Genomic DNA, 19,087 nt, shown 5'->3' on the forward strand with positions numbered 1-19,087 from the left:
CGTGGCCGGCGGGAATCTGCGCGCCGGCCGGCGGTCTGTAGACTTTATGAGCCGTATGGACGCGGCCGCTCGATTCAGGGGGATAAGCATGAGCATCAAAGTGAAGCTGGCGCTGGGCGCGGCGGTGTTGGCCTTGGGGGCGTGGTTCTACGCGACGCCGTATCTGACGGTGCGCGGGATGCAGCAGGCGCTGGATGCGCGCGACGCGGCCAAGTTGTCCGGCTTTGTGGACTACCCGGCCTTGCGCAACAGTCTGAAAGAGTCCGTCGTGCCCAAATCGGTGCTGGACCTGAACCAATCCAAGGACAAGAACCCGCTGGCGGCGATGGGCGCGGCCATTGCCGACGCGGTGGTCGCCCCGGTGGTGGACGCCATGGTGACGCCGGAAAGCCTGGCCTTGATGATGCGGGGGATCAAGCCCAAGCCGGGTCTGCCGCAAGGCGGCGCCGATGAACCGGCGACCGGCGGCGGCGCATCGGAAGATCGGCGCGCCGGCGTGGATACGGCCATGGGCTATGAAGACATTGACCGCTTCGTGGTGACGGTGAAACAGAAGGAGAAACCCGAACAGTCCCTGGGCTTGGTTTTCAAGCGCGATGGCTGGTTCGGCTGGAAATTGTCGGCGGTGCGGCTACCCGAATAAGAAGCTGTTGACGATCCGCTACATGTTGGCCGTGTGGTGTTGAAACCCGCTTGGAAATGCTCATGCGCGATCGGCGCATTCCGCTTTCTCAGCGGGTTTCGTCTTGTCTCGTCTCAGTCAGCGAGATCGTGTCTAAGTAGAGAAGACAACAAAAAACCCGCATAGCTTGCGCTGTGCGGGGTTTTTGGGGTTTCGGCCTGCCAAATCGCTGGTGCCCAGAGTCGGACTCGAACCGACACACCTTGCGGCGGGGGATTTTGAATCCCCTGCGTCTACCAATTTCGCCATCCGGGCGTCTTCGGCATTCCGAGAGCACGAATGATAGCGATAGCAAATCGCTTTGTAAATCCTTTTTTCCTAGGAGCTTCGCGGCGGCTCAATCCTGCTTCAGTTTGAGCACAAGGTCGTAGAGCTGTTTGCGGTTGCCGTCGCAGATCTGCGCGGCCAGGGAGGCGGCCTGTTTGGTGGGCAATTCCGCCGCCAGCAGCTTGAGCACGCGCACGGTTTCTTCCGGCACGGCGTCATCGGTCTCGTCGCGCGCCGGGGCAGCGTCCAGGATCAATACAATCTCGCCGCGCTGCTGGTTGGAATCGGATTCCACCCACTCCAACATTTCCTGGGCGGGGAGATTGCGGAAGGTCTCGAAGGTTTTGGTCAGCTCGCGCGCCAGCAGTACGCGGCGTTCCGCGCCTAGCTCCGCCACGATGTCTCGCAGGGTGTCGACGATGCGATGAGGCGCTTCGTAGCACACGGTCAGATGCGGCGCGGACTGCCATTGGCGCAGCGTTTTGCGGCGCTCGCCGCTTTTGGGCGGCAAGAAACCGTGAAACAGGAAGGACGGCGCGGTCAGACCGCTGGCGGACAAGGCGGCGATCACCGCGCTGGAGCCGGGCACCGGCCGCACCGGCAAGCCGGCGGCGCGCACCGCTTCCGCCAGCCGCGCGCCGGGGTCCGACACCGCCGGAGTGCCGGCATCCGACACCTGCACCACGATTTGGTCTTCGGACAGCCAGCGCACCACTTGTTCGGCCATGCCGCGCTCATTGTGCTCGCGCAGGCTGACCAGGCGTTTAGCGTGGATGCCGTAGGCGGACAGCAGTTGTCCGGTGACGCGCGTGTCCTCGGCGCAGACCACATCGGCGGCGCTGAAAGCCGCCAAGGCGCGGGCGCTGATGTCCGCCAGATTTCCAATGGGCGTGGCCACCACATATAATGTGCCGCGACAGAAACTTTCCCTGGCTGATTCAAGCAGATGAGCGAACGAAGTATGCAAAGACTGACTCCGCTGTTGGTTGGCGTCTTGATGACTTGGTTGACGCCGACAATGGCGCAAACCCCGGACTATATCATCCAAAGCAACACCGCGCCGCTCAAGTTGCTGGGCCAGCCGGCGCCTAAGCCGCTTGTTCCGGCGGCCGCGCCGCGCGACGCCAGCGCGACGGCGGCGAAACCGCAGCCGGCCAACGGCCGCCTGCGCGTCGGCCTGCTGCTGCCCACCGGCTCAGCCACTCTGGGCGAAGCCGCCGCGGTGGTGCGCAGCGGGGTGGAGGCGGCGGCGAGCGTGGATCAGAACGCCGAGCTGGTGCCCATCGACGCGTCCGAGGACACCGCCGTGGCCAGCTACCGTCAGGCGCTGGCCGGCGGGGTCAATGTGGTGATAGGCCCGTTGTCGCGCGGCGCCATCGCCGCGGTGGCGCCGCTGGTGTCTGTGCCCACGCTGGCCTTGAATTCGATAGGCCGCGAAGTGCCGGCCAATCCCAAACTGTTCTCTTTGTCGCTGATCGTCGAAGGCGAGGCGCGCCAAGTGGCGCGCCTGATGCATGAAGACGGCCGGGCCAACCCCTTGCTGCTGTTCGGCGCGGACAACCTGTCCCAGCGGTTGCGTCAGGCTTTCATCGACGAGTGGCGGGTCCTGAGCCGAGGCAAGTCGCCCATGGCCTTGGAGGCCAAGCAGGACAGCTTGCCTGCGATACTGCAGGCGGAGGCCGGCGCGGACGCGGTGTTCATGGCGCTGGACGCTCACGAGGCGGGCATCGTCAAGACCGCGCTGGCGCCGGAGTTGCAAGTGTACGGCACCTCCCAGCTTAACGGCCGGGGCAGCGCGGCGGCCTTGGCCGGAGTGAGGGTGATAGACATGCCCTGGTTCCTGATGCCGGAGCACCCGGCGGTGAAGCGCTATCCGCGGCCTGCGGCGGCGTTGACGATGCAGACCGAGCGTTTGTACGCGCTGGGCGTGGACGCCTGGAGGCTGGCGGTGTTGCTGGCTGGCGCGAGGCAGCCGGCGGGGCTGAGGCTGGACGGCGTCACCGGCGACCTGAGGCTGGGGCGCGACCGTCTGTTCGAGCGCCAACTGCCGATGGCGGTGCTAAGCCTGGAGCAGCCGTAGTGAATCTCCAGGGCCGGCTCGCCGAGGATAGGGCGCTGGCCTGGCTGCTGAGGCGGGGTCTGACGCTGGTGGAGCGCAACTGGTCCTGTCGCGGCGGCGAAATCGATCTGATCATGCGCGATGGGCGCTACTGGGTGTTCATCGAGGTGCGCCATCGCGCCAGCGCGGCCTTTGGCGGCGCGGCCGCGAGCATAGGCGCGGCCAAGCAAAGGAAACTCATGCTGGCCGCCGAGGTCTATCTGTCCCAAAAGGGAATAGACGCGCCATGCCGTTTTGACGCGGTGTTGACCGTGGGCGAGGCGGAGCCGCAATGGTTGCAGAATATTTTCATGTAGTGCTATGGGCCGACAGGCCCTAGAGAGATAAGGATGTCCCATGGATTTGATTGACCGCGTCAGCGGGCATTTCCTGGAAAGCATCGCCATCAAGCAAGAGGCGATGGAGCTGTTGTCGCCGGCGATAGCCGCGGCGGCGGAACAGATGGTGGCTTGCCTGATGAACGAAGGCAAGATTCTGGCCTGCGGCAATGGCGGTTCGGCGGCGGACGCGCAAAACTTCGCCGCGGAAATGGTGGGGCGCTTCGAGAAGGAGCGGCCGGGATTGGCGGCGATTTCGCTAGCCACAGACAGTTCCGCCTTGACCGCTATCGGCAACGATTACGATTTCGACATGGTGTTTTCCAAGCAAGTGCGCGCGCTGGGGCATACCAACGATTTGCTGCTGGCGATTTCGGCGTCCGGCAATTCCGCCAATGTGATCGAAGCCATCTACGCGGCGCACGAGCGCGGCATGAGCGTGATCGCCTTGACCGGCATGGACGGCGGCAAAGTGGCCGAGATCCTGTCGCCGGAAGACATTCAGTTGATCGTGCCGGCGTTGCGCCGTTGCCGGATTCAGGAAGTGCACACCCTGGTGGTCCACGCCTTGTGCGACACCATTGATTACATGCTGTTGGGAGGTGAATGATGAAGCGTCGCGTATTCGCGGTATTGCTGGCTGCTGGTTTCAGCAGCGCCTTGAGCGGTTGTTTCGGCGTAGTGGCGGCAGGCGCCGCGGGCGGCGCTCTGGTGGCCACCGACCGTCGCACCAGCGGCGCTTATGTGGACGATCAGGGCATTGAACTGAAAGCCGCCGATCAGATCGGCAAACTGCTGCCGTCCGCCCACGTCAACACCACCAGCTTCAACCGCGCGGTGTTGCTGACCGGCGAAGTGCCCAGCGAGCAGGCGCGCCAGCAAGCGGAACTGACCGCGCGCGGCATTCCCAATGTGCGCCGCGTGTTCAACTACACGGTAGTGGCGCCGTCGTCCGGCTTCTCCGAGCGCAGCAGCGATACCTGGGTGACCAGCAAGGCGCGCACGCGCCTGCTGGACGGCAAGGGCTACAACCCCAACAACGTCAAGGTGGTGACGGAGCGCGGCGTGGTCTACATGCTGGGCATGGTGACTCAGACCGAAGGCGCGGCGGCGGCCAAGGTGGTCAGCGAGACTTCCGGCGTGCAAAAAGTAGTGACACTGTTCGAATACATCAACGACATCGCGCAGTAACGCGGATGTCCCGCGATGACCAGCCCGGCTTACGCCGGGCTTTTTCATTGTCAGGCGGCGCGGGGGACGAGGAACCGCCGGTTTTTTAGGAAAAATCCTATGTCCGCTTGCCGGCGGTTCTGCTGGAATCTGCCTTGCTGCCGAAACCCCGGGTTTCGGCCTATTTCTGATGCCCGGCTTTAGCCGGGCGTACCGGCAACGCAGTTGGAAAGATGGGCGAGGACGCGGCTTTATGAACCAGGCGGGCAAGATATCGGCGGAGACGCGGGAGCGCATCATCGCGGCGGCGACGGAACTATACGAGAAGTCCGGTCGCATGCGACATCCCGCCGTAGACCAGGTCCGTCAACTGGCGGGCGTGGACATGGACGCCGCCAGCGTGGTGCTCAAAGACTGGCGACGAGTGCAGCCGGCGACGGCGGCGGTCTTGGACGGCGAGGTGCCGGAAGGCGTCAGCCAGGCGGGGCTGGCCGCGTTGGAAGCGATCTGGACGCAAGCCAAGGCGCTGGCCAACGACAGCTTGAGCGCCGCCCAGGCGGCCTGGGAGCGCGAGCGATCCGAGTTGGATCAACTGCGCGCCGAGCTTGCCGGCGCTTTCGAACGTCAGGCGGCGGAGCTGGACGCCACGCGCCGCCAACTGTCCTCCTCTCTAGCCTTAGCCGCGCAGCAGGCGCAGGACCTGGCGGTGGCGCAGCCGCAGGCGGAAGCATTCCGCGAGCGTATGGACAAGGCCGAGGCCCGAGTCGGCGAACTGGAGCGGGAGCTATCCGAGGCGAAAAGCCAGTTGCTGCGGGCTCGGAACGAGTTGCGCCTGAGCGCCGCGGACGGCCAGGCGGCGGAAACCGCGCTGGCCAAGCTGCGCGGGGAACTGCTGCAAGCGGGTGCCAGCGCCGCGATGAAGGCGGAAGTGGCTCGGATCAAAACGCCTCCCAAACCGATGGCCGCGCCGGAGCCCGGCGACGAGGAACCTTCCTTGACGGCCGCCTACACGCCGCAACCGGCCGCCGAGGATATTCTGAAGTTTCGTTGATGCGTAGCGCGGCCGCCGTCAGTGCTGGGGAATCAGCACGTCGGCGCATAGCACGTGCATGATCTCGTCGATTTCTATCGCCATCGAGATAGTTACGCAGGAGCGGGTGTCGGTCATGGACAGATAAGGCTCGCTCATATACAGCACGCCGGGTTGGTCCACCGCATGTTGAAAGTAGCTGCGCCGCGACCAGACGGCGCCGGTGGTGTCCACCAGCGGCGCGAACTTGGGATTGGCGGCGGCCCGCGGCTGGCGGCTGTTCAGGTTGCGGCCGATCTGGCGTCCGGCGCTGTCCAGCAGGAAGCAGCGCACCACGTCCGGCAGTGCCAGCATCGGCTTGGCGGCCAAGTCGAACGGCGTGCCTTGCATGAGCGAGATGGCGCTTTGAACAAAAGATTGTCGCGCCAGCTCGATCTGGCGCCGGGTCAGTTTGCGTTTCAGCAGTTCGCGCGCCATCAGCTCATCCCAGCGTTCATCGATGCGAGGGGTGATGATGTGGTCCTGATCCGGCTGATCGCTGGGGTGAGCGACGAAATAGCCTTGCACCAAATCGCAGCCCGACTCCAGCGCGATCAGCACGTCCTGATCGGTTTCTATCCCTTCCTCCACCACCAAAGCACCAATTTCGTGCATCAACCGCACCAGCTTGGCCAGCAGGTTGCGGGTGCGCGGCTGATGGACGGCGGCGCGCAGCAGGTGCCGGTCGAATTTGACCAAGTCCGGTTCTAGCTGGCAGACGCGGTCCAGGTTGGAGTGGCCGACGCCAAAGTCGTCGATGGCGATCAGAAACCCGCTGCCTTTCAGTACATTCACCCCTTCAATCAGCGCCTCGTCCACTTCCAGCACATGTTCCAGCACTTCCAGCACCACTTGGCTGGGGTCCAGCCCGGCGGCCTTGATGCTGTTGGCCAAGGCCATCGCGCGTTCAGGGCGCGACAAGGAGGCGGCGTCGATATTGAGAAACAGCCAGCAAGGATGGTCGCTTTGCATCTGGCTGAAACGGACGGCATGGGCTTCGCTGGCCGCCAGATCCAACTGGTGGCGGCGTTCGGGCGAGACGACGGAGTAAAAGGCCTCCGCCGGCGTGAGCGGGGAGGCGTCCTGTCTGGCGCGCAGCAAGGCTTCCATTCCTATCGTGCGGCGATGAGCCAGGCTATAGATAGGCTGGAAGTGACTGCCGAGTTTCAAGCCGGCATGCTCGAATTCTTTCATGGAATAGCTGCCCTCCGTGGCGTGGACTCTATGGCCAGTATTGTTTTTTTGCCTGAAGCAATTGGCATTCCAGTTTAGTGCATCGCTATTAAAAATAAAAAACGGGCCAAGAGGCCCGTTTGGATAAAGATGTTAAAAACCTTATTACTGTTGGATACCCGCCACCAACCACTTGCCGTTGGTGCTGTCGTCCTTGATGTAGTGCCAGTATTCCGTGAACGGCTCGGTCGGCGCGTTTACGGCTTCGCTGACCATGCCGGAGAAGCGCACGCTGGCGATATAGCGGTTGCCTTCGGTGCTGGCTTCGGACAGCTGGCAGTCCAGCTGCGGGAAGTCGGCCACGTCGGTATTGCCGGCGATGTCCTCGCGCAAGGCGTTGAACAGGTCCGGCGTCATGTACTTGCGCACTTCTTCCAGGCTTTCCGTGCTGTTCAAGCTTTGCAGGTGCAGGAAGGTGGCCTTGGCCTGACGCAGGAAGTGCGGGGTCTCGGTGCCGTCCGGCAGGCGCGCGGGCGCCTCGCTGATCACGCCGCCGCCAAAGCCGGCTTGCGCGCCGCCCAGGCCGGAGCCGATTTTCGGGATGGAGTCGAAACGGGCCGGTTCTTGATAGCCGCCCATATTCTGCGGCATGCCCGCTGCTTGCGGTGCAGCCATGGCCGGACGCGCCGCTCCGGCTTTGCGGCGGAAGAACATATAGCCGCCTACCAGCACCAGGCCCAGCAGGGCCAGCGTGCCCCAGGGCATGCCGCCGCTCTTCTGCGGCTGCTGGCCTTGGGCTTGCGCCGCGAGAGCCGGATCAGCGTTGCCGTTGGCCGCGGCCGGCGCTTGCTGCTGGCCTTTGTCGCTCATGGCGGAGCCCAGCATGTAACCCGCGGCGGCGCCCGCGGCGCCGGCGGCTACGGCGGTGCCGATGCCGGGGCCGGATTTGGGTTGAGCTTGGGTCGGAGCGGGCGCTTGCGCGGGCGGCGCAACCGGGCGCGCCGGCGCTTGTTGTTGGTAAGAACGGGTGGGGGCCGAGCGCTGCATGCCGGCGCTCTTGCCTTTACCTAGGCGGGCCGCTTCCGCGAACGGAGCGGCCAACATGGAAACCATGGTGAAGGCGAGCATGATCGTCTTCGCGCGGGTGGTCATATTTACTTTTTTCCTGAGTGGTTGGTATCGCCCCGGTATGACTGGGGCGCAAAAAATTAGTTCGGGGTCAATGGCTGAATTTCAATGACTTGCGCATGGTTTTTTTCCACGCGGAAACGCACATTCCACTGGTGCAGCGCCACGCCGTAAATCCGTTCCGGGTCATCCTGGTAGGCCGGGCGCGGATCCTGGGCCAGCACCTGTTCCACTAGCAGCGCGAAGTCGGCCGGCAGGCCGGGGGCGGTCAGTTGCGCGCGCGCGGCGGCGTCCCAGCCCACGCTTAATTGCGGCGGAGGGCCATCGACGAAGCCGCCGCGGGCGTCGGCCCTGGCTTCGACGAAGGGTATATAGGGCTTGATGTCCAGCACCGGGGTGCCGTCCAGCAGGTCGGCGCCCTCCAGCGTCAGCACTACCTTGGGCTGGGTGTCCACGCGCAGCAGCCGCACCAGTGACAGGCCCAGCGGATTGGGGCGATGGGTGGCGCGGCTGGCGAATACGCCGACTTTGGCGTTGCCGCCCAGCCGTGGCGGCCGCACCAGCGGCTGCCAGCCGCGGTCGGCGGTTTGATGAAACACGAAGCTGATCCAGACGTGGGAAAACGCGTCCAGACCGCGCACCATGTCGGGGTGGTCGTAGGGCGGCAGCAGCTCCAGCGTGATGCGGGCGGCGTTGACCAGCGAGGGCTGGCGCGGGATGCCGAATTTCTCGCGGTAGGGCGAATGGATCACGCCTATCGTTTCAAAGGTGTAACTCATGGCCGGATTGTAGCATCCGACCATGCGCCAAGCGCTTGTCGCTAGCCGACGAAGTGCTTGTTGTAGCGGCTGCTCAGCCGGCCCATGGGCAGCAGCATGAAGAAGTCCGCGCAGTTGAAGTCCGGGTCCCAGGCCGGCTCGCCGCAGATATAGGCGCCGGCGCGCAGATAGCCCTTGATCAGCGCCGGCATCGGCGCGGAGGGGGCGTCGTCGCGGATCTGGTCCAGAGGCAGCGGCAGGTGGGGGAACACCCGCCATTCCGCCGGCGACAGGTGCTTGGCTTCCAGTTGACGGTACAGACTGACCGCCTGGTGGCCGCCGTCGCTCAGCGACACGCTGGCGCAGCCGGCCAGGTATTGACCGCCGTGCAGTTGAACGTAGTCGGCCAGGCCGGACCAGAGCAGGGCGATCACCGCTCCGGAGCGGAAATCGCGGTGCACACAGGAGCGGCCCACTTCGATCAGGCCGGCGCGCAGGTGGGCCAGCCGGGTCAGATCGAACTCGTGCTCGGAATACAGGCTGGGCGCGCGGCGCGCCATGGCCGGGGACAGCATGCGGTAAGTGCCCACCACCAGGCCGCTGGCGGCGTCTTCCACGATCAGGTGGTCGCACAACTCGTCGTACTCGTCGCAATCGATGCCTAGATCGTGCGAGGCGAGCTCCGCGCCCATTTCTCCGGCAAACACATCGAAGCGCAGCTTCTGCGCGCGGCGGATATCCTGCGCTTCACTGGCCACGCGCACGCTCAGGCGCGGTTTGGCGCTCACGGCAAGCTGTTCATTTAGCAGCATGTTTTGCTCCCTTTTGTGGTGAGCCCCATGCTAGGCAGCTTGTTTGACGCGGCGATGTCTTTAATATGACTATCGGGTGACCGGCGCTTGACGTCGCGGTTACCAGCTGGATTTATTGAAATCAACGACTTACGCTGGTTCAGGATTTGGCGTAGAATAGGCCGTTTTTCCGTTCGATTTGCTCTTTCCGACAAAGCCATGATTTATCCGACAAACTTCGACGTGATAGTGGTGGGCGGCGGCCATGCCGGCACCGAGGCCGCTTTGGCGGCCGCGCGCATGGGCTGCAACACCCTTCTTTTGACGCACAACATCGAGACGCTGGGTCAGATGTCGTGCAATCCGTCGATCGGCGGCATCGGCAAGGGCCATCTGGTCAAGGAAGTGGATGCCCTGGGCGGCGCGATGGCGCTGGCCACCGATATCGGCGGCATCCAGTTCCGCACGCTGAACGCCTCCAAGGGCCCGGCGGTGCGCGCCACCCGCGCGCAGGCCGACCGCATCCTGTACAAGGCGGCGATCCGCGAGATGCTGGAGAACCAGCCCAATCTGACCTTGTTCCAGCAGCCTGTGGACGATCTTCTGGTTGAAGGCGACCGCGTCGCCGGCGCCATCACCGCCATTGGCATCACTTTCCGCGCCAAGACCGTGGTGTTGACCGCCGGCACCTTCCTGTCCGGCAAGATCCATGTGGGCATGGAAAACTATACCGGCGGCCGCGCCGGCGATCAGGCCGCCTCCACGCTGGGCGCGCGCTTGCGCGAACTGGCCCTGCCGGTGGGACGGCTGAAAACCGGTACGCCGCCGCGCATCGACGGCCGCAGCGTCGACTTCTCCGTAATGGAAGAGCAGCCTGGCGACACGCCGGAGCCGGTATTCTCCTACCGCGGCAGCCGCGCGCTGCACCCCAAGCAGCTGCCGTGCTGGATCACCCACACTAATGAACGCACCCACGAGATCATCCGCTCCGGTTTCGACCGCAGCCCGATGTTCACCGGGGTGATAGAAGGCGTGGGCCCGCGTTACTGCCCGTCTATCGAAGACAAGATCAACCGTTTCGCGGACAAGGATAGCCACCAGGTCTTCCTGGAGCCGGAAGGCCTGACCACGCACGAGTTCTACCCCAACGGGATTTCCACCAGCCTGCCCTTCGACATCCAGCTGGCGGCGGTGCGTTCGATCCGCGGCATGGAAAACGCCCACATTCTGCGGCCCGGCTATGCGATCGAATACGATTATTTCGATCCGCGCGGTCTGAAGGCCTCTCTGGAAACCAAGGCGATCCAGGGTCTGTTCTTCGCCGGTCAGATCAACGGCACCACCGGCTATGAAGAGGCCGCCGCTCAGGGCCTGCTGGCCGGCATGAACGCCGCCTTGTTCGCCCGGGAGCAGGCTAGCTGGTGCCCGCGCCGCGACGAGGCCTATCTGGGCGTGCTGGTGGACGACCTGATCACCAAGGGCGTGGCCGAGCCCTATCGCATGTTCACCAGCCGAGCCGAATTCCGCCTGCAGTTGCGCGAAGACAACGCCGACCTGCGCCTGACCGAGATCGCCCGCCAACACGGCCTGATCGGAGACGTCCAATGGGACAGCTTCTGCCGCAAGCGCGACGCGGTGGAGGCGGAGAAGGCGCGGCTGAAAGCCACCTGGCTGCACCCGGCGCGGCTGAGCGACGCCGCCGCGCTGCAAGCGCTGCTGGGCAAGGCGATTGAGCGCGAGTACAGCCTGTACGATTTGCTGAAACGCCCCAACGTCGCCTATGCCGATTTGATGACCTTGCCGGAGGCCGGCGGCGCGGTGGCTGACGAGGCGGTTGCCGAGCAGGTGGAAATTCAGGTCAAATACCAAGGCTATATCAACCGCCAGAACGAAGAACTGGCGCGCCGCGACAACCTTGAGGACGTGCGCCTGCCGGCCGATATCGACTATGGTCTGGTCAAGGGCCTGTCCAAGGAAGTGCAGCAGAAACTGAACCAGCAACGCCCGGAGACCCTGGGGCAGGCTTCACGCATCCAGGGCATCACCCCGGCGGCGGTTGCTCTTTTGATGGTCCACTTGAAACGCGGCTTTGCCGACGCAACGAAAACCGCATGACACATACCACAGAACTACAACAAGGCCTGTCGCAGCTGAAACTGGAACTGAGCGACGCGCAAATCGATTTGCTGGACCGCTACCTGGCGCTGCTGGCCAAGTGGAACCAGACTTACAACCTGACCGCTGTGCGCGAGGAAAAGCGCATGGTCAGCTACCATCTGCTGGATAGCCTGAGCCTGGTGCCGCATCTGGACGGCGGCAGCCGTTTGCTGGATGTGGGCTCCGGCGGCGGCATGCCCGGCATTCCGGCGGCGATCGCCCGCCCGGACTTGCAGGTGGTGCTGTTGGATTCCAATCATAAGAAAACCACCTTCCTGCGCCAGGTGGTGGTGGAGCTGGGCCTGCCCAATGTGCAGGTGATGACCGAGCGGGTAGAGGCTTACCAGCCGGAGCAGAAGTTCGACCGCATCACCAGCCGGGCGTTTTCCGAACTGGCCGAGTTCGTCAAGCTGACCCGCCACCTGTTGGCGGAGCAGGGTCAATATGTCGCAATGAAGGGTGTCTATCCTTACGAGGAAATCGCCTTGTTGCCGCAGGGTACGGTGGTTTCCGAAGTATTGCCGGTGACAGTGCCGGGCCTGGATGCCGAACGGCACCTGGTGAGAATGCGCCTGGAAGGGGTGGGTGCGCAATGAATTCAAGGGTGATCGCGGTCGCCAACCAGAAGGGCGGGGTCGGCAAGACCACGACTGTGGTGAATCTGGCGGCGGGCCTGGCCGACTTGGGCCGGCGCGTGCTGATTGTCGATCTCGACCCGCAGGGCAATGCCACCATGGGTAGCGGCATCGCCAAGCAATCCCTGAAGTTGTCCGGCTACGACGTGCTGCTGGGCGAGGCCTCGGTTGAAGATGCGCGCCAGCCGGCGAAGGAGGGCGGCTACGACGTGCTGCCCGCCAACCGCGATCTGGGCGGCGCGGAACTGGAGTTGGTCAACGAACTGGCGCGCGAAGCGCGGCTGAAAAACGCGCTGCAGGCGGTGGAGGAGCAGTACGACTATGTGCTGATAGACTGCCCGCCGTCGCTGAACCTGCTGACTTTGAACGGACTGGTGGCGGCGCACAGCGTGCTGATTCCGATGGTGTGCGAATACTATGCGCTGGAAGGCTTGTCCGACCTGGTGGCGACCTTGCGCAAGGTGAGGGTGGCGGTGAATCCCAAGATTGAGATCATGGGTTTGCTGCGCACCATGTTCGACGCGCGCAATAACTTGTCGCAGCAGGTGTCCGAGCAGTTGGCCCGCCATTTCGGCGCCAAGGTGTTCGACACCGTGATTCCGCGCAATGTGCGGCTGGCGGAAGCGCCCAGCCACGGCTTGCCCGGCCTGGTCTACGATCGCGCCTCGCGCGGCGCTCAGGCTTATCTCGCGCTGGCGCAAGAGCTGGCGGACCGGCTCGAGCCCGCAACCACAACTCCCTCCGTCTAAGCAATATGGCCAAATTAAAAGGATTGGGGCGCGGCTTGGACGCGCTCCTGTCCACTGCCGAGACAGTGGACGACAGACTCACCTCCCTGCCCATAGACAGCATCCGTCCCGGCAAATACCAGCCGCGCAGCTTCATGGACGAAGCCGCGCTGGATGAACTGGCCGCTTCGATTCGCGCCCAGGGCGTGATTCAGCCGCTGGTGGTGCGTGAAGTGGGTTTCGGCGATTACGAATTGATCGCCGGCGAACGGCGCTGGCGCGCTTCGCGCAAAGCCGGTTTGACCGAAGTGCCGGCGGTGATCAAGAGCGTGCCCGACGAAGCGGCGCTGGCGATGGCGCTGATCGAGAATATCCAGCGTCAGGAATTGGACCCGATAGAAGAGGCCCAGGGCATCAAGCGCCTGATCGACGAGTTCGGCCTGACCCACGAGGCTGCGGCCGACGCGGTGGGCCGATCGCGCAGCGCGGTCAGCAATCTGCTGCGCCTGTTGGCCTTGCCGGAACCGGTGCAGACCATGTTGCATCAGGGGCGGCTGGAGATGGGCCATGCTCGCGCTTTGCTGGCCTTGCCGGTGGTGGAGCAACTGGGCTTGGCGCAGGAGGTGGGCGACAAAGGCCTGTCCGTGCGCGAGGTGGAGCGCAGGGTACAGCAGAAAGCTGTGGAAAAAACCACAGTCGCACCGCAGCAAAAACGTACAGACCCGGATGTGAGCAGGCTGGCTGAACAGGTGTCGGAACGCATAGGCGCCCGGGTTAGCATTCGTCACGCAAACCGCGGCAATGGCAGGCTGGTCATAGAATATGCGACGTTGGACGAGCTGGAAGGCTTGCTGGAAAAGCTGCAGAAAAGCTCAGGAAAATGAGTGTGTTGCACTGCGGTATCCCAATGACACGCAAGTTGACGCAAATCAAGCGGGAAGCCTATAATTCGGCGGTTTTTTTGCTGGGTCAACATGGTTAATCCGGAAGTTAAGCGTATACTGCGCCTGCAGTGCACTCTGGTGGGTGTCGCACTGTTGATTGGAGTGGTTGCAGGGGGAGGAAACCTGGCCATTCCGGTTTCTGTCTTGCTTGGCGGATTGTCGGCCTTGGTGCCGGCCCTGGTGTACGCCAGGATCGCCTACGCCAAGCGCCATGTCGCCCCCGCGGAACTGATGAAAGCGCATTTCAGGGCCGAGGCGGTCAAATACGTCCTCACCATCCTGATATTTGGCGCGACTTTGGTATTTTTCAAGGATTTATCGATAGTCGGTCTTTTTGGCGGATTTTTTGCCGCCGTATCCGGCTACTGGTTCGGGCTTTTAATCAAAAATTGAGAAAATGAGCGATGGCAAGCAACGCAACTGACTACATCAAGCACCACCTCACCTTCTGGAATTCGGATCCTTCCGCCGGCTTCTGGAGCCTGCACCTTGATACCTTTTCCATTTCCTTGGTTCTCGCTTTCATCTTCGCCGGCGTGTTCGCCGTCGTGGCGCGCCAGGCCAAGCTGGAGAATCCGGGCCGGCTGCAGTTGTTTGTGGAAAGCATCGTCGAGATGGTGGACAAGCAGGTGCGCGACGTATTCCATGGCCAGAGCAAGGTGATCGCTCCGTTGGCGCTGACCATTTTCTGCTGGATCTTCCTGATGAACTTCATGGACCTGCTGCCGGTGGATCTGCTGCCGTCGCTGGCCCAGTGGGTGGGTTACACCTTCTTCGGCGCCGAGCCGCATCATGTCTATTTCCGCGTTGTGCCGTCCGCTGATGTGAACGCCACTTTCGCGATGTCCTTGTCCGTGATGCTCTGCATCATCGGTTTCTCCATCAGCGCCAAGGGCGTTGGTGGCTACACCAAGGAGCTGTTCACCGCGCCGTTCCATGCCGAAGGCACCGTGGGCAAGATCTTGCTGGCCCCGGCCAACTTCCTGCTGCAGATGGTTGAACTGCTGGCCAAGCCGATTTCGTTGTCTCTGCGTTTGTTCGGCAATATGTATGCCGGCGAAATGATCTTCATCCTGATCGCGCTGCTGCCGTGGGGCTTGCAGTGGATCCTGGGCGCGCCGTGGGCGATCTTCCACATCCTGATCATCACCCTGCAGGCCTTTGTGTTCATGATGCTGACCATCGTGTACCTGAGCCTGGCGGTGGAAGCGCACTAATACCGGTTTCTTTGTTTTACCTTTGTTTCTTTAGCTTTTTTACCAACCATCCTTGATTAAGTCTTAGGAGATACACAATGGAAGCACTCGTTTCTCAGATCCAGTCCATGACCGTACTGGCCGCTGCCCTGATCATTGGCCTGGGCGCCATCGGTACTGCTCTGGGTTTTGCCATCCTGGGTGGCAAATTCCTCGAGTCCTCCGCCCGTCAACCGGAAATGATTCCGGTTCTGCAAACCAAACTGTTCATTCTGGCCGGTCTGCTGGACGCCATCTCCATGATCGGTGTTGGTATCGCCATGCTGTACACCTTCAATAACCCGTTCCTGTCCGCCGCCCTGGCCGCTCTGAAAGCCGGCGCTTAATTTTTAAGCGGAATTGGTTGTTGCAGTAATACTACTGGAGGAAAACAAGCGTGGAATTTAACGTAACACTACTGGGTCAGGCGATCACGTTCGCCATCCTGGTATGGTTCACCATGAAGTTTGTTTGGCCTCCGCTTACCAACATGATGGATGAGCGCGCCAAGCGCATCGCAGACGGCCTGGCCGCCGGCGAGCGTGGCAAGCAAGATCTGGAAGCCGCTGAAAAGCGCGTTGCGGACGAACTCCGCAAGGCTAAACAGCAAGCGACCGAAATCGTGATGGCCGCTGAAAAGCGCGCCAGCCAGATCGTGGACGAGGCCAAGGATGCCGCACGCGTTGAAGGCGCGCGCATTGTGGCCGACGCCAAGTCTGAGATCGATCAGGAAGTCCTGCGCGCCAAGGAAGCCCTGCGCGCGCAAGTGGCCGACCTGGCGGTTGCGGGTGCAGAGAAGATCCTGCGCAAAGAGATCGACTCGGCCAAGCACGCTGATCTGCTTGCCTCCATCAAAGCGGAGTTTTAATTAACTCATGGCAGAACTCATTACCGTAGCTAGGCCCTATGCCGAAGCGGTATACAGCCTCGCCACCGAGCAGCACGCCACCCAGCAATGGTCGGAATCGCTGTCGTGGCTGGCTGCCATGGTGAAGAACCCGGATTTGGAAGCCGTCATCACCAATCCGAAACATACCGCACAAGAGCTTGAGGCGCTGATGCTGGACGTTCTGGGCACGCGCGGCAATGAAGACGTAAAACGTTTTCTGGCCGCGCTGATCGAGAACAGCCGTTTGACGCTGCTGCCGCAAATCGCCGAACAGTTTGAAGTGTTCAAGGCGCAAGCGGAAGGCGTTGTGGATGCCGTGGTGGAAACGGCGTTTGCATTGAACGATGCGCAGAAGGCCGAACTGACCGACACGCTTTCCAAGAAGTACGGCAAATCCGTACGGATTGATGTGCGTGACAACCCTGACCTGATCGGCGGGGTTCGTGTGTTGGTAGGCGACGATGTCATCGACGCTTCCGTGCGCGGCAAACTGCAAGCCATGGCAGTAAGCCTCAAGAATTAGGAGAGATCATGCAGTTGAACCCCTCTGAAATCAGCGATCTGATCAAGGCGAAGATTCAGAACCTGGCCGAAGGCGCAGAAACCCGTACCAAAGGTACCGTGATTTCCGTGACCGACGGTATCGTTCGTATCCATGGCCTGGCAGACGTGATGCAGGGTGAAATGCTCGAATTCCCGGGCAACACCTTCGGCCTCGCGATGAACTTGGAGCGCGACTCTGTCGGCGCCGTGGTTCTGGGCGAGTACGAGCACATCTCGGAAGGCGACGAAGTTACTTGTACCGGTCGCATTCTGGAAGTTCCGGTGGGTCCGGAACTGATTGGCCGCGTGGTCAACGCCCTGGGTCAGCCTATCGACGGCAAGGGCCCGATTAACGCCAAGCTGTCCAGCCCGATCGAAAAGATCGCGCCGGGCGTGATTGCGCGTCAATCGGTATCCCAGCCAATGCAAACCGGCCTGAAAGCCATCGACTCGATGGTTCCGGTTGGCCGCGGTCAGCGCGAGCTGATCATCGGCGACCGCCAGACCGGCAAGACCGCGGTGGCGCTGGATGCGATCATCAACCAAAAAGGCACCGGCGTAGTGTGCATCTACGTGGCGATTGGCCAAAAAGCCTCCTCTATCGCCAACGTGGTGCGCAAGCTGGAAGAGCACGGCGCGCTGGGCCACACCATCGTGGTGGCCGCGACCGCTTCCGAAGCCGCCGCGCTGCAGTTCATCGCCCCGTACTCCGGCTGCGCGATGGGCGAATACTTCCGCGACATCGGCGAAGACGCGCTGATCGTGTACGACGACCTGTCCAAGCAGGCTGTCGCCTACCGTCAGATTTCGCTGCTGCTGCGTCGTCCGCCGGGCCGCGAAGCCTACCCCGGCGACGTGTTCTATCTGCACTCCCGTCTGCTGGAACGCGCTTCCCGCATCAATGAAGACGAAGTGGCCAAGCTGACCAACGGCGAAGTGAAAGGCAAGACCGGTTCCCTGACCGCGCTGCCCATCATTGAAACCCAGGCCGGCGACGTTTCCGCCTTTGTGCCGACCAACGTGATTTCGATCACCGACGGTCAGATCTTCCTGGAAACCGACCTCTTCAACGCAGGTATCCGTCCGGCCATCAACGCCGGTATCTCGGTATCCCGCGTTGGCGGCGCCGCGCAGACCAAGGTGATCAAGAAGCTGGGCGGCGGTATCCGTCTGGCCCTGGCCCAGTACCGTGAACTGGCTGCGTTCTCGCAGTTCGCTTCCGATCTGGACGAGGCTACCCGCAAGCAACTGCAACATGGCGAAGTGGTAACCGAGCTGATGAAGCAGAAGCAGTTCATGCCGCTGGCCACCGCCGAAATGGCGTTGACCCTGTGGGCGGTGAACAAGGGCAGCTACGAAGACGTTCCGGTGAAGAAGGCCCTGGCTTTCGAAGCGGCGTTCCTCGCCTATGTGCGCGCGAACCATCACGATGTGTTGGCCGCGGTGAACGCTTCCGGCGACTTGTCCGGCGACAACGAGAAAATCCTGGCCAAGGCGATGGAATCGTTCAAGGCTGGCTTCAGCTACAACTGAGTCTTTTCGGTTAACGCAAACAGTTACTAGGAAAGGTTCAGGATATGGCAGTCGGCAAAGAGATTCTCACCAAGATCCGAAGCGTGCAAAACACGCAGAAGATCACTCGCGCAATGCAAATGGTGGCGACCTCCAAGATGCGCAAAACGCAAGAGCGTATGCGCGCTGCCCGTCCTTACGCCGAGAAGGTGCGCACAGTCATGGCGCACCTTGCTCAGGCGAACACGGATCTTGAGCACCCGCTGTTGCAAAGCCGCGACGTAGTCAAACGCGCCGGCATCATCCTGATGACCTCCGACAAGGGCCTGTGCGGCGGCTTGAACGTGAATACGCTCAAGCGCTTCTTCGCCCAAGTCAAGGATCTGCAGGACAAGGGCATCGAAGTCGATGTCTGCTGCTTGGGCCAGAAAGGCCTGGCGGCATGCCAGCGCGCGCGCCTCAACGTCGTGGCCAGCGCAACCCAGCTCGGCGATGTGCCGAAGATGGAAAAACTGATTGGCCCGCTTACGGTGCTGTTCAAGCAGTACGCCGAAGGCGAACTGGACGCGCTCTACATCGTTTACTCCCGTTTCATCAATACGATGAAGCAGGAGCCGGCGACTGAACAGCTGCTGCCGCTGACTTCGGAACACATGGTGGTGGAGCACTCGCACTCGTGGGATTACCTGTACGAGCCGAATGCGCTTTCCGTGATGGAGTTCCTGGTCAAACGCTACATCGAGTCCGTGGTGTTCGAGGCGATGGCCGAGAACATGGCCTCCGAGCAAGCTGCCCGCATGGTGGCGATGAAATCCGCCACGGATAACGCCGGTAACACGATCAAGCAACTGCGCCTGGTGTACAACAAGGCTCGTCAGGCTGCGATCACTACCGAGTTGTCTGAAATCGTGGCAGGCGCCGCAGCGGTGTAAGCCGTCGCAGACTGAAAAAGTTTAATGTTTAGGAACCG

22 protein-coding genes and 1 tRNA gene are annotated in these 19,087 nt (G+C 62.3%); 17 read left to right on the forward strand and 6 right to left on the reverse strand.

The genetic code is table 11. The features are described from left to right. The first annotated feature begins 88 nt into the window (after positions 1-88). Positions 89-643 (forward strand): DUF2939 domain-containing protein, encoded by a 555-nt coding sequence (locus MOV80_RS05805; RefSeq protein ID WP_052051875.1) that lies wholly within the window; start codon positions 89-91, stop codon positions 641-643. A gap of 209 nt (positions 644-852) precedes the next feature. Here MOV80_RS05805 and MOV80_RS05810 read toward each other — a convergent pair. Further along, positions 853-937 (reverse strand) — tRNA-Leu (locus MOV80_RS05810). A gap of 82 nt (positions 938-1,019) precedes the next feature. Further along, on the reverse strand, positions 1,020-1,895 hold the full coding sequence (rsmI, locus tag MOV80_RS05815) for a 16S rRNA (cytidine(1402)-2'-O)-methyltransferase (protein ID WP_232060619.1): 876 nt from the start codon (positions 1,893-1,895) through the stop codon (positions 1,020-1,022). A 15-nt stretch (positions 1,896-1,910) separates the two neighbouring features. Here rsmI and MOV80_RS05820 point away from each other — a divergent pair, with 15 nt between their 5' ends. From MOV80_RS05820 to MOV80_RS05840, 5 genes are all read left to right on the forward strand, one after another. Beyond that, positions 1,911-3,029 (forward strand): penicillin-binding protein activator, encoded by a 1,119-nt coding sequence (locus MOV80_RS05820; protein WP_249604903.1) that lies wholly within the window; start codon positions 1,911-1,913, stop codon positions 3,027-3,029. Beyond that, complete coding sequence (locus MOV80_RS05825) at positions 3,029-3,364, forward strand: YraN family protein (protein ID WP_019102462.1); 336 nt, start codon at positions 3,029-3,031, stop codon at positions 3,362-3,364. Before MOV80_RS05820 ends, MOV80_RS05825 begins: the two co-directional genes overlap by 1 nt. A gap of 40 nt (positions 3,365-3,404) precedes the next feature. Further along, positions 3,405-3,995 (forward strand): phosphoheptose isomerase, encoded by a 591-nt coding sequence (locus MOV80_RS05830; RefSeq protein WP_118268419.1) that lies wholly within the window; start codon positions 3,405-3,407, stop codon positions 3,993-3,995. Continuing rightward, positions 3,992-4,576 carry a BON domain-containing protein gene (locus MOV80_RS05835; RefSeq protein WP_240333840.1) on the forward strand — a complete coding sequence of 195 codons (585 nt, stop codon included), beginning with the start codon at positions 3,992-3,994 and terminating at the stop codon, positions 4,574-4,576. The genes MOV80_RS05830 and MOV80_RS05835 overlap by 4 nt, the downstream gene beginning before the upstream one ends. Before the next feature lie 232 nt (positions 4,577-4,808). Next, positions 4,809-5,606: a DNA-binding protein gene (locus MOV80_RS05840; RefSeq protein WP_249604904.1), complete on the forward strand. Its 798-nt coding sequence runs from the start codon at positions 4,809-4,811 to the stop codon at positions 5,604-5,606. A gap of 18 nt (positions 5,607-5,624) precedes the next feature. Here the strand turns inward: MOV80_RS05840 and MOV80_RS05845 are convergent, their stop codons facing one another. The 4 genes from MOV80_RS05845 to MOV80_RS05860 all read right to left on the reverse strand — a co-directional run bounded on the left by MOV80_RS05845 (position 5,625) and on the right by MOV80_RS05860 (position 9,495). Beyond that, complete coding sequence (locus tag MOV80_RS05845) at positions 5,625-6,818, reverse strand: EAL domain-containing protein (RefSeq protein ID WP_249604905.1); 1,194 nt, start codon at positions 6,816-6,818, stop codon at positions 5,625-5,627. Positions 6,819-6,962: 144 nt separating this feature from the next. Then, positions 6,963-7,949: a Tim44-like domain-containing protein gene (locus MOV80_RS05850; RefSeq protein ID WP_249604906.1), complete on the reverse strand. Its 987-nt coding sequence runs from the start codon at positions 7,947-7,949 to the stop codon at positions 6,963-6,965. Positions 7,950-8,005: 56 nt separating this feature from the next. After that, positions 8,006-8,704 carry a tRNA (N6-threonylcarbamoyladenosine(37)-N6)-methyltransferase TrmO gene (gene tsaA, locus MOV80_RS05855; protein WP_118268415.1) on the reverse strand — a complete coding sequence of 233 codons (699 nt, stop codon included), beginning with the start codon at positions 8,702-8,704 and terminating at the stop codon, positions 8,006-8,008. Positions 8,705-8,745: 41 nt separating this feature from the next. Beyond that, the gene (locus MOV80_RS05860) at positions 8,746-9,495 is read right to left on the reverse strand and encodes a GNAT family N-acyltransferase (RefSeq protein ID WP_249604907.1); all 750 of its coding nucleotides are present in this window, start codon (positions 9,493-9,495) and stop codon (positions 8,746-8,748) included. Between the two features lie 198 nt (positions 9,496-9,693). Between MOV80_RS05860 and mnmG the strand changes: the two genes are divergently transcribed. The 11 genes from mnmG (at position 9,694) to atpG (ending at position 19,049) form a co-directional block, all read left to right on the forward strand. Next, positions 9,694-11,589 carry a tRNA uridine-5-carboxymethylaminomethyl(34) synthesis enzyme MnmG gene (gene mnmG, locus MOV80_RS05865; RefSeq protein ID WP_249604908.1) on the forward strand — a complete coding sequence of 632 codons (1,896 nt, stop codon included), beginning with the start codon at positions 9,694-9,696 and terminating at the stop codon, positions 11,587-11,589. Beyond that, complete coding sequence (rsmG, locus tag MOV80_RS05870) at positions 11,586-12,227, forward strand: 16S rRNA (guanine(527)-N(7))-methyltransferase RsmG (RefSeq protein WP_019102452.1); 642 nt, start codon at positions 11,586-11,588, stop codon at positions 12,225-12,227. The genes mnmG and rsmG overlap by 4 nt, the downstream gene beginning before the upstream one ends. Next, positions 12,224-13,015 carry a ParA family protein gene (locus tag MOV80_RS05875; RefSeq protein WP_039755485.1) on the forward strand — a complete coding sequence of 264 codons (792 nt, stop codon included), beginning with the start codon at positions 12,224-12,226 and terminating at the stop codon, positions 13,013-13,015. Before rsmG ends, MOV80_RS05875 begins: the two co-directional genes overlap by 4 nt. A 5-nt stretch (positions 13,016-13,020) precedes the next feature. Continuing rightward, complete coding sequence (locus MOV80_RS05880; protein WP_043589581.1) at positions 13,021-13,878, forward strand: ParB/RepB/Spo0J family partition protein; 858 nt, start codon at positions 13,021-13,023, stop codon at positions 13,876-13,878. Positions 13,879-13,968: 90 nt separating this feature from the next. Continuing rightward, positions 13,969-14,331 (forward strand): ATP synthase subunit I, encoded by a 363-nt coding sequence (locus MOV80_RS05885; protein ID WP_039755309.1) that lies wholly within the window; start codon positions 13,969-13,971, stop codon positions 14,329-14,331. A gap of 11 nt (positions 14,332-14,342) precedes the next feature. Beyond that, positions 14,343-15,155, forward strand: a complete 813-nt coding sequence (gene atpB / locus MOV80_RS05890) for a F0F1 ATP synthase subunit A (protein ID WP_043589585.1) — start codon at positions 14,343-14,345, stop codon at positions 15,153-15,155. Between the two features lie 77 nt (positions 15,156-15,232). Beyond that, positions 15,233-15,520: a F0F1 ATP synthase subunit C gene (gene atpE / locus MOV80_RS05895; RefSeq protein WP_019101091.1), complete on the forward strand. Its 288-nt coding sequence runs from the start codon at positions 15,233-15,235 to the stop codon at positions 15,518-15,520. Between the two features lie 50 nt (positions 15,521-15,570). Beyond that, positions 15,571-16,041 (forward strand): F0F1 ATP synthase subunit B, encoded by a 471-nt coding sequence (locus MOV80_RS05900; protein WP_019101090.1) that lies wholly within the window; start codon positions 15,571-15,573, stop codon positions 16,039-16,041. 7 nt (positions 16,042-16,048) lie between these two features. Beyond that, the gene (locus MOV80_RS05905) at positions 16,049-16,585 is read left to right on the forward strand and encodes a F0F1 ATP synthase subunit delta (RefSeq protein ID WP_043640588.1); all 537 of its coding nucleotides are present in this window, start codon (positions 16,049-16,051) and stop codon (positions 16,583-16,585) included. 8 nt (positions 16,586-16,593) lie between these two features. Further along, positions 16,594-18,138 carry a F0F1 ATP synthase subunit alpha gene (gene atpA, locus MOV80_RS05910; protein ID WP_019100514.1) on the forward strand — a complete coding sequence of 515 codons (1,545 nt, stop codon included), beginning with the start codon at positions 16,594-16,596 and terminating at the stop codon, positions 18,136-18,138. 44 nt (positions 18,139-18,182) lie between these two features. Beyond that, positions 18,183-19,049: a F0F1 ATP synthase subunit gamma gene (gene atpG, locus MOV80_RS05915; protein ID WP_043589590.1), complete on the forward strand. Its 867-nt coding sequence runs from the start codon at positions 18,183-18,185 to the stop codon at positions 19,047-19,049. Positions 19,050-19,087: the final 38 nt, after the last annotated feature.

Origin of the sequence: Chromobacterium sp. IRSSSOUMB001, from assembly GCF_023507765.1 — a bacterium.
In the GTDB taxonomy this organism is placed as follows: domain Bacteria; phylum Pseudomonadota; class Gammaproteobacteria; order Burkholderiales; family Chromobacteriaceae; genus Chromobacterium; species Chromobacterium haemolyticum.

Excerpts from the sequence above, each read along its gene's own strand:
- MOV80_RS05805 (WP_052051875.1), top strand. The coding sequence starts at position 89 with ATGAGCATCAAAGTGAAGCTGGCGCTGGGCGCGGCGGTGTTGGCCTTG.
- MOV80_RS05820 (WP_249604903.1), top strand. The coding sequence starts at position 1,911 with ATGCAAAGACTGACTCCGCTGTTGGTTGGCGTCTTGATGACTTGGTTG.
- MOV80_RS05830 (WP_118268419.1), top strand. The coding sequence starts at position 3,405 with ATGGATTTGATTGACCGCGTCAGCGGGCATTTCCTGGAAAGCATCGCC.
- MOV80_RS05835 (WP_240333840.1), top strand. The coding sequence starts at position 3,992 with ATGATGAAGCGTCGCGTATTCGCGGTATTGCTGGCTGCTGGTTTCAGC.
- MOV80_RS05840 (WP_249604904.1), top strand. The coding sequence starts at position 4,809 with ATGAACCAGGCGGGCAAGATATCGGCGGAGACGCGGGAGCGCATCATC.
- MOV80_RS05845 (WP_249604905.1), bottom strand. The coding sequence starts at position 6,818 with ATGAAAGAATTCGAGCATGCCGGCTTGAAACTCGGCAGTCACTTCCAG.
- MOV80_RS05850 (WP_249604906.1), bottom strand. The coding sequence starts at position 7,949 with ATGACCACCCGCGCGAAGACGATCATGCTCGCCTTCACCATGGTTTCC.
- tsaA (WP_118268415.1), bottom strand. The coding sequence starts at position 8,704 with ATGAGTTACACCTTTGAAACGATAGGCGTGATCCATTCGCCCTACCGC.
- MOV80_RS05860 (WP_249604907.1), bottom strand. The coding sequence starts at position 9,495 with ATGCTGCTAAATGAACAGCTTGCCGTGAGCGCCAAACCGCGCCTGAGC.
- mnmG (WP_249604908.1), top strand. The coding sequence starts at position 9,694 with ATGATTTATCCGACAAACTTCGACGTGATAGTGGTGGGCGGCGGCCAT.
- rsmG (WP_019102452.1), top strand. The coding sequence starts at position 11,586 with ATGACACATACCACAGAACTACAACAAGGCCTGTCGCAGCTGAAACTG.
- MOV80_RS05875 (WP_039755485.1), top strand. The coding sequence starts at position 12,224 with ATGAATTCAAGGGTGATCGCGGTCGCCAACCAGAAGGGCGGGGTCGGC.
- MOV80_RS05880 (WP_043589581.1), top strand. The coding sequence starts at position 13,021 with ATGGCCAAATTAAAAGGATTGGGGCGCGGCTTGGACGCGCTCCTGTCC.
- MOV80_RS05885 (WP_039755309.1), top strand. The coding sequence starts at position 13,969 with ATGGTTAATCCGGAAGTTAAGCGTATACTGCGCCTGCAGTGCACTCTG.
- atpB (WP_043589585.1), top strand. The coding sequence starts at position 14,343 with ATGGCAAGCAACGCAACTGACTACATCAAGCACCACCTCACCTTCTGG.
- atpE (WP_019101091.1), top strand. The coding sequence starts at position 15,233 with ATGGAAGCACTCGTTTCTCAGATCCAGTCCATGACCGTACTGGCCGCT.
- MOV80_RS05905 (WP_043640588.1), top strand. The coding sequence starts at position 16,049 with ATGGCAGAACTCATTACCGTAGCTAGGCCCTATGCCGAAGCGGTATAC.
- atpA (WP_019100514.1), top strand. The coding sequence starts at position 16,594 with ATGCAGTTGAACCCCTCTGAAATCAGCGATCTGATCAAGGCGAAGATT.
- atpG (WP_043589590.1), top strand. The coding sequence starts at position 18,183 with ATGGCAGTCGGCAAAGAGATTCTCACCAAGATCCGAAGCGTGCAAAAC.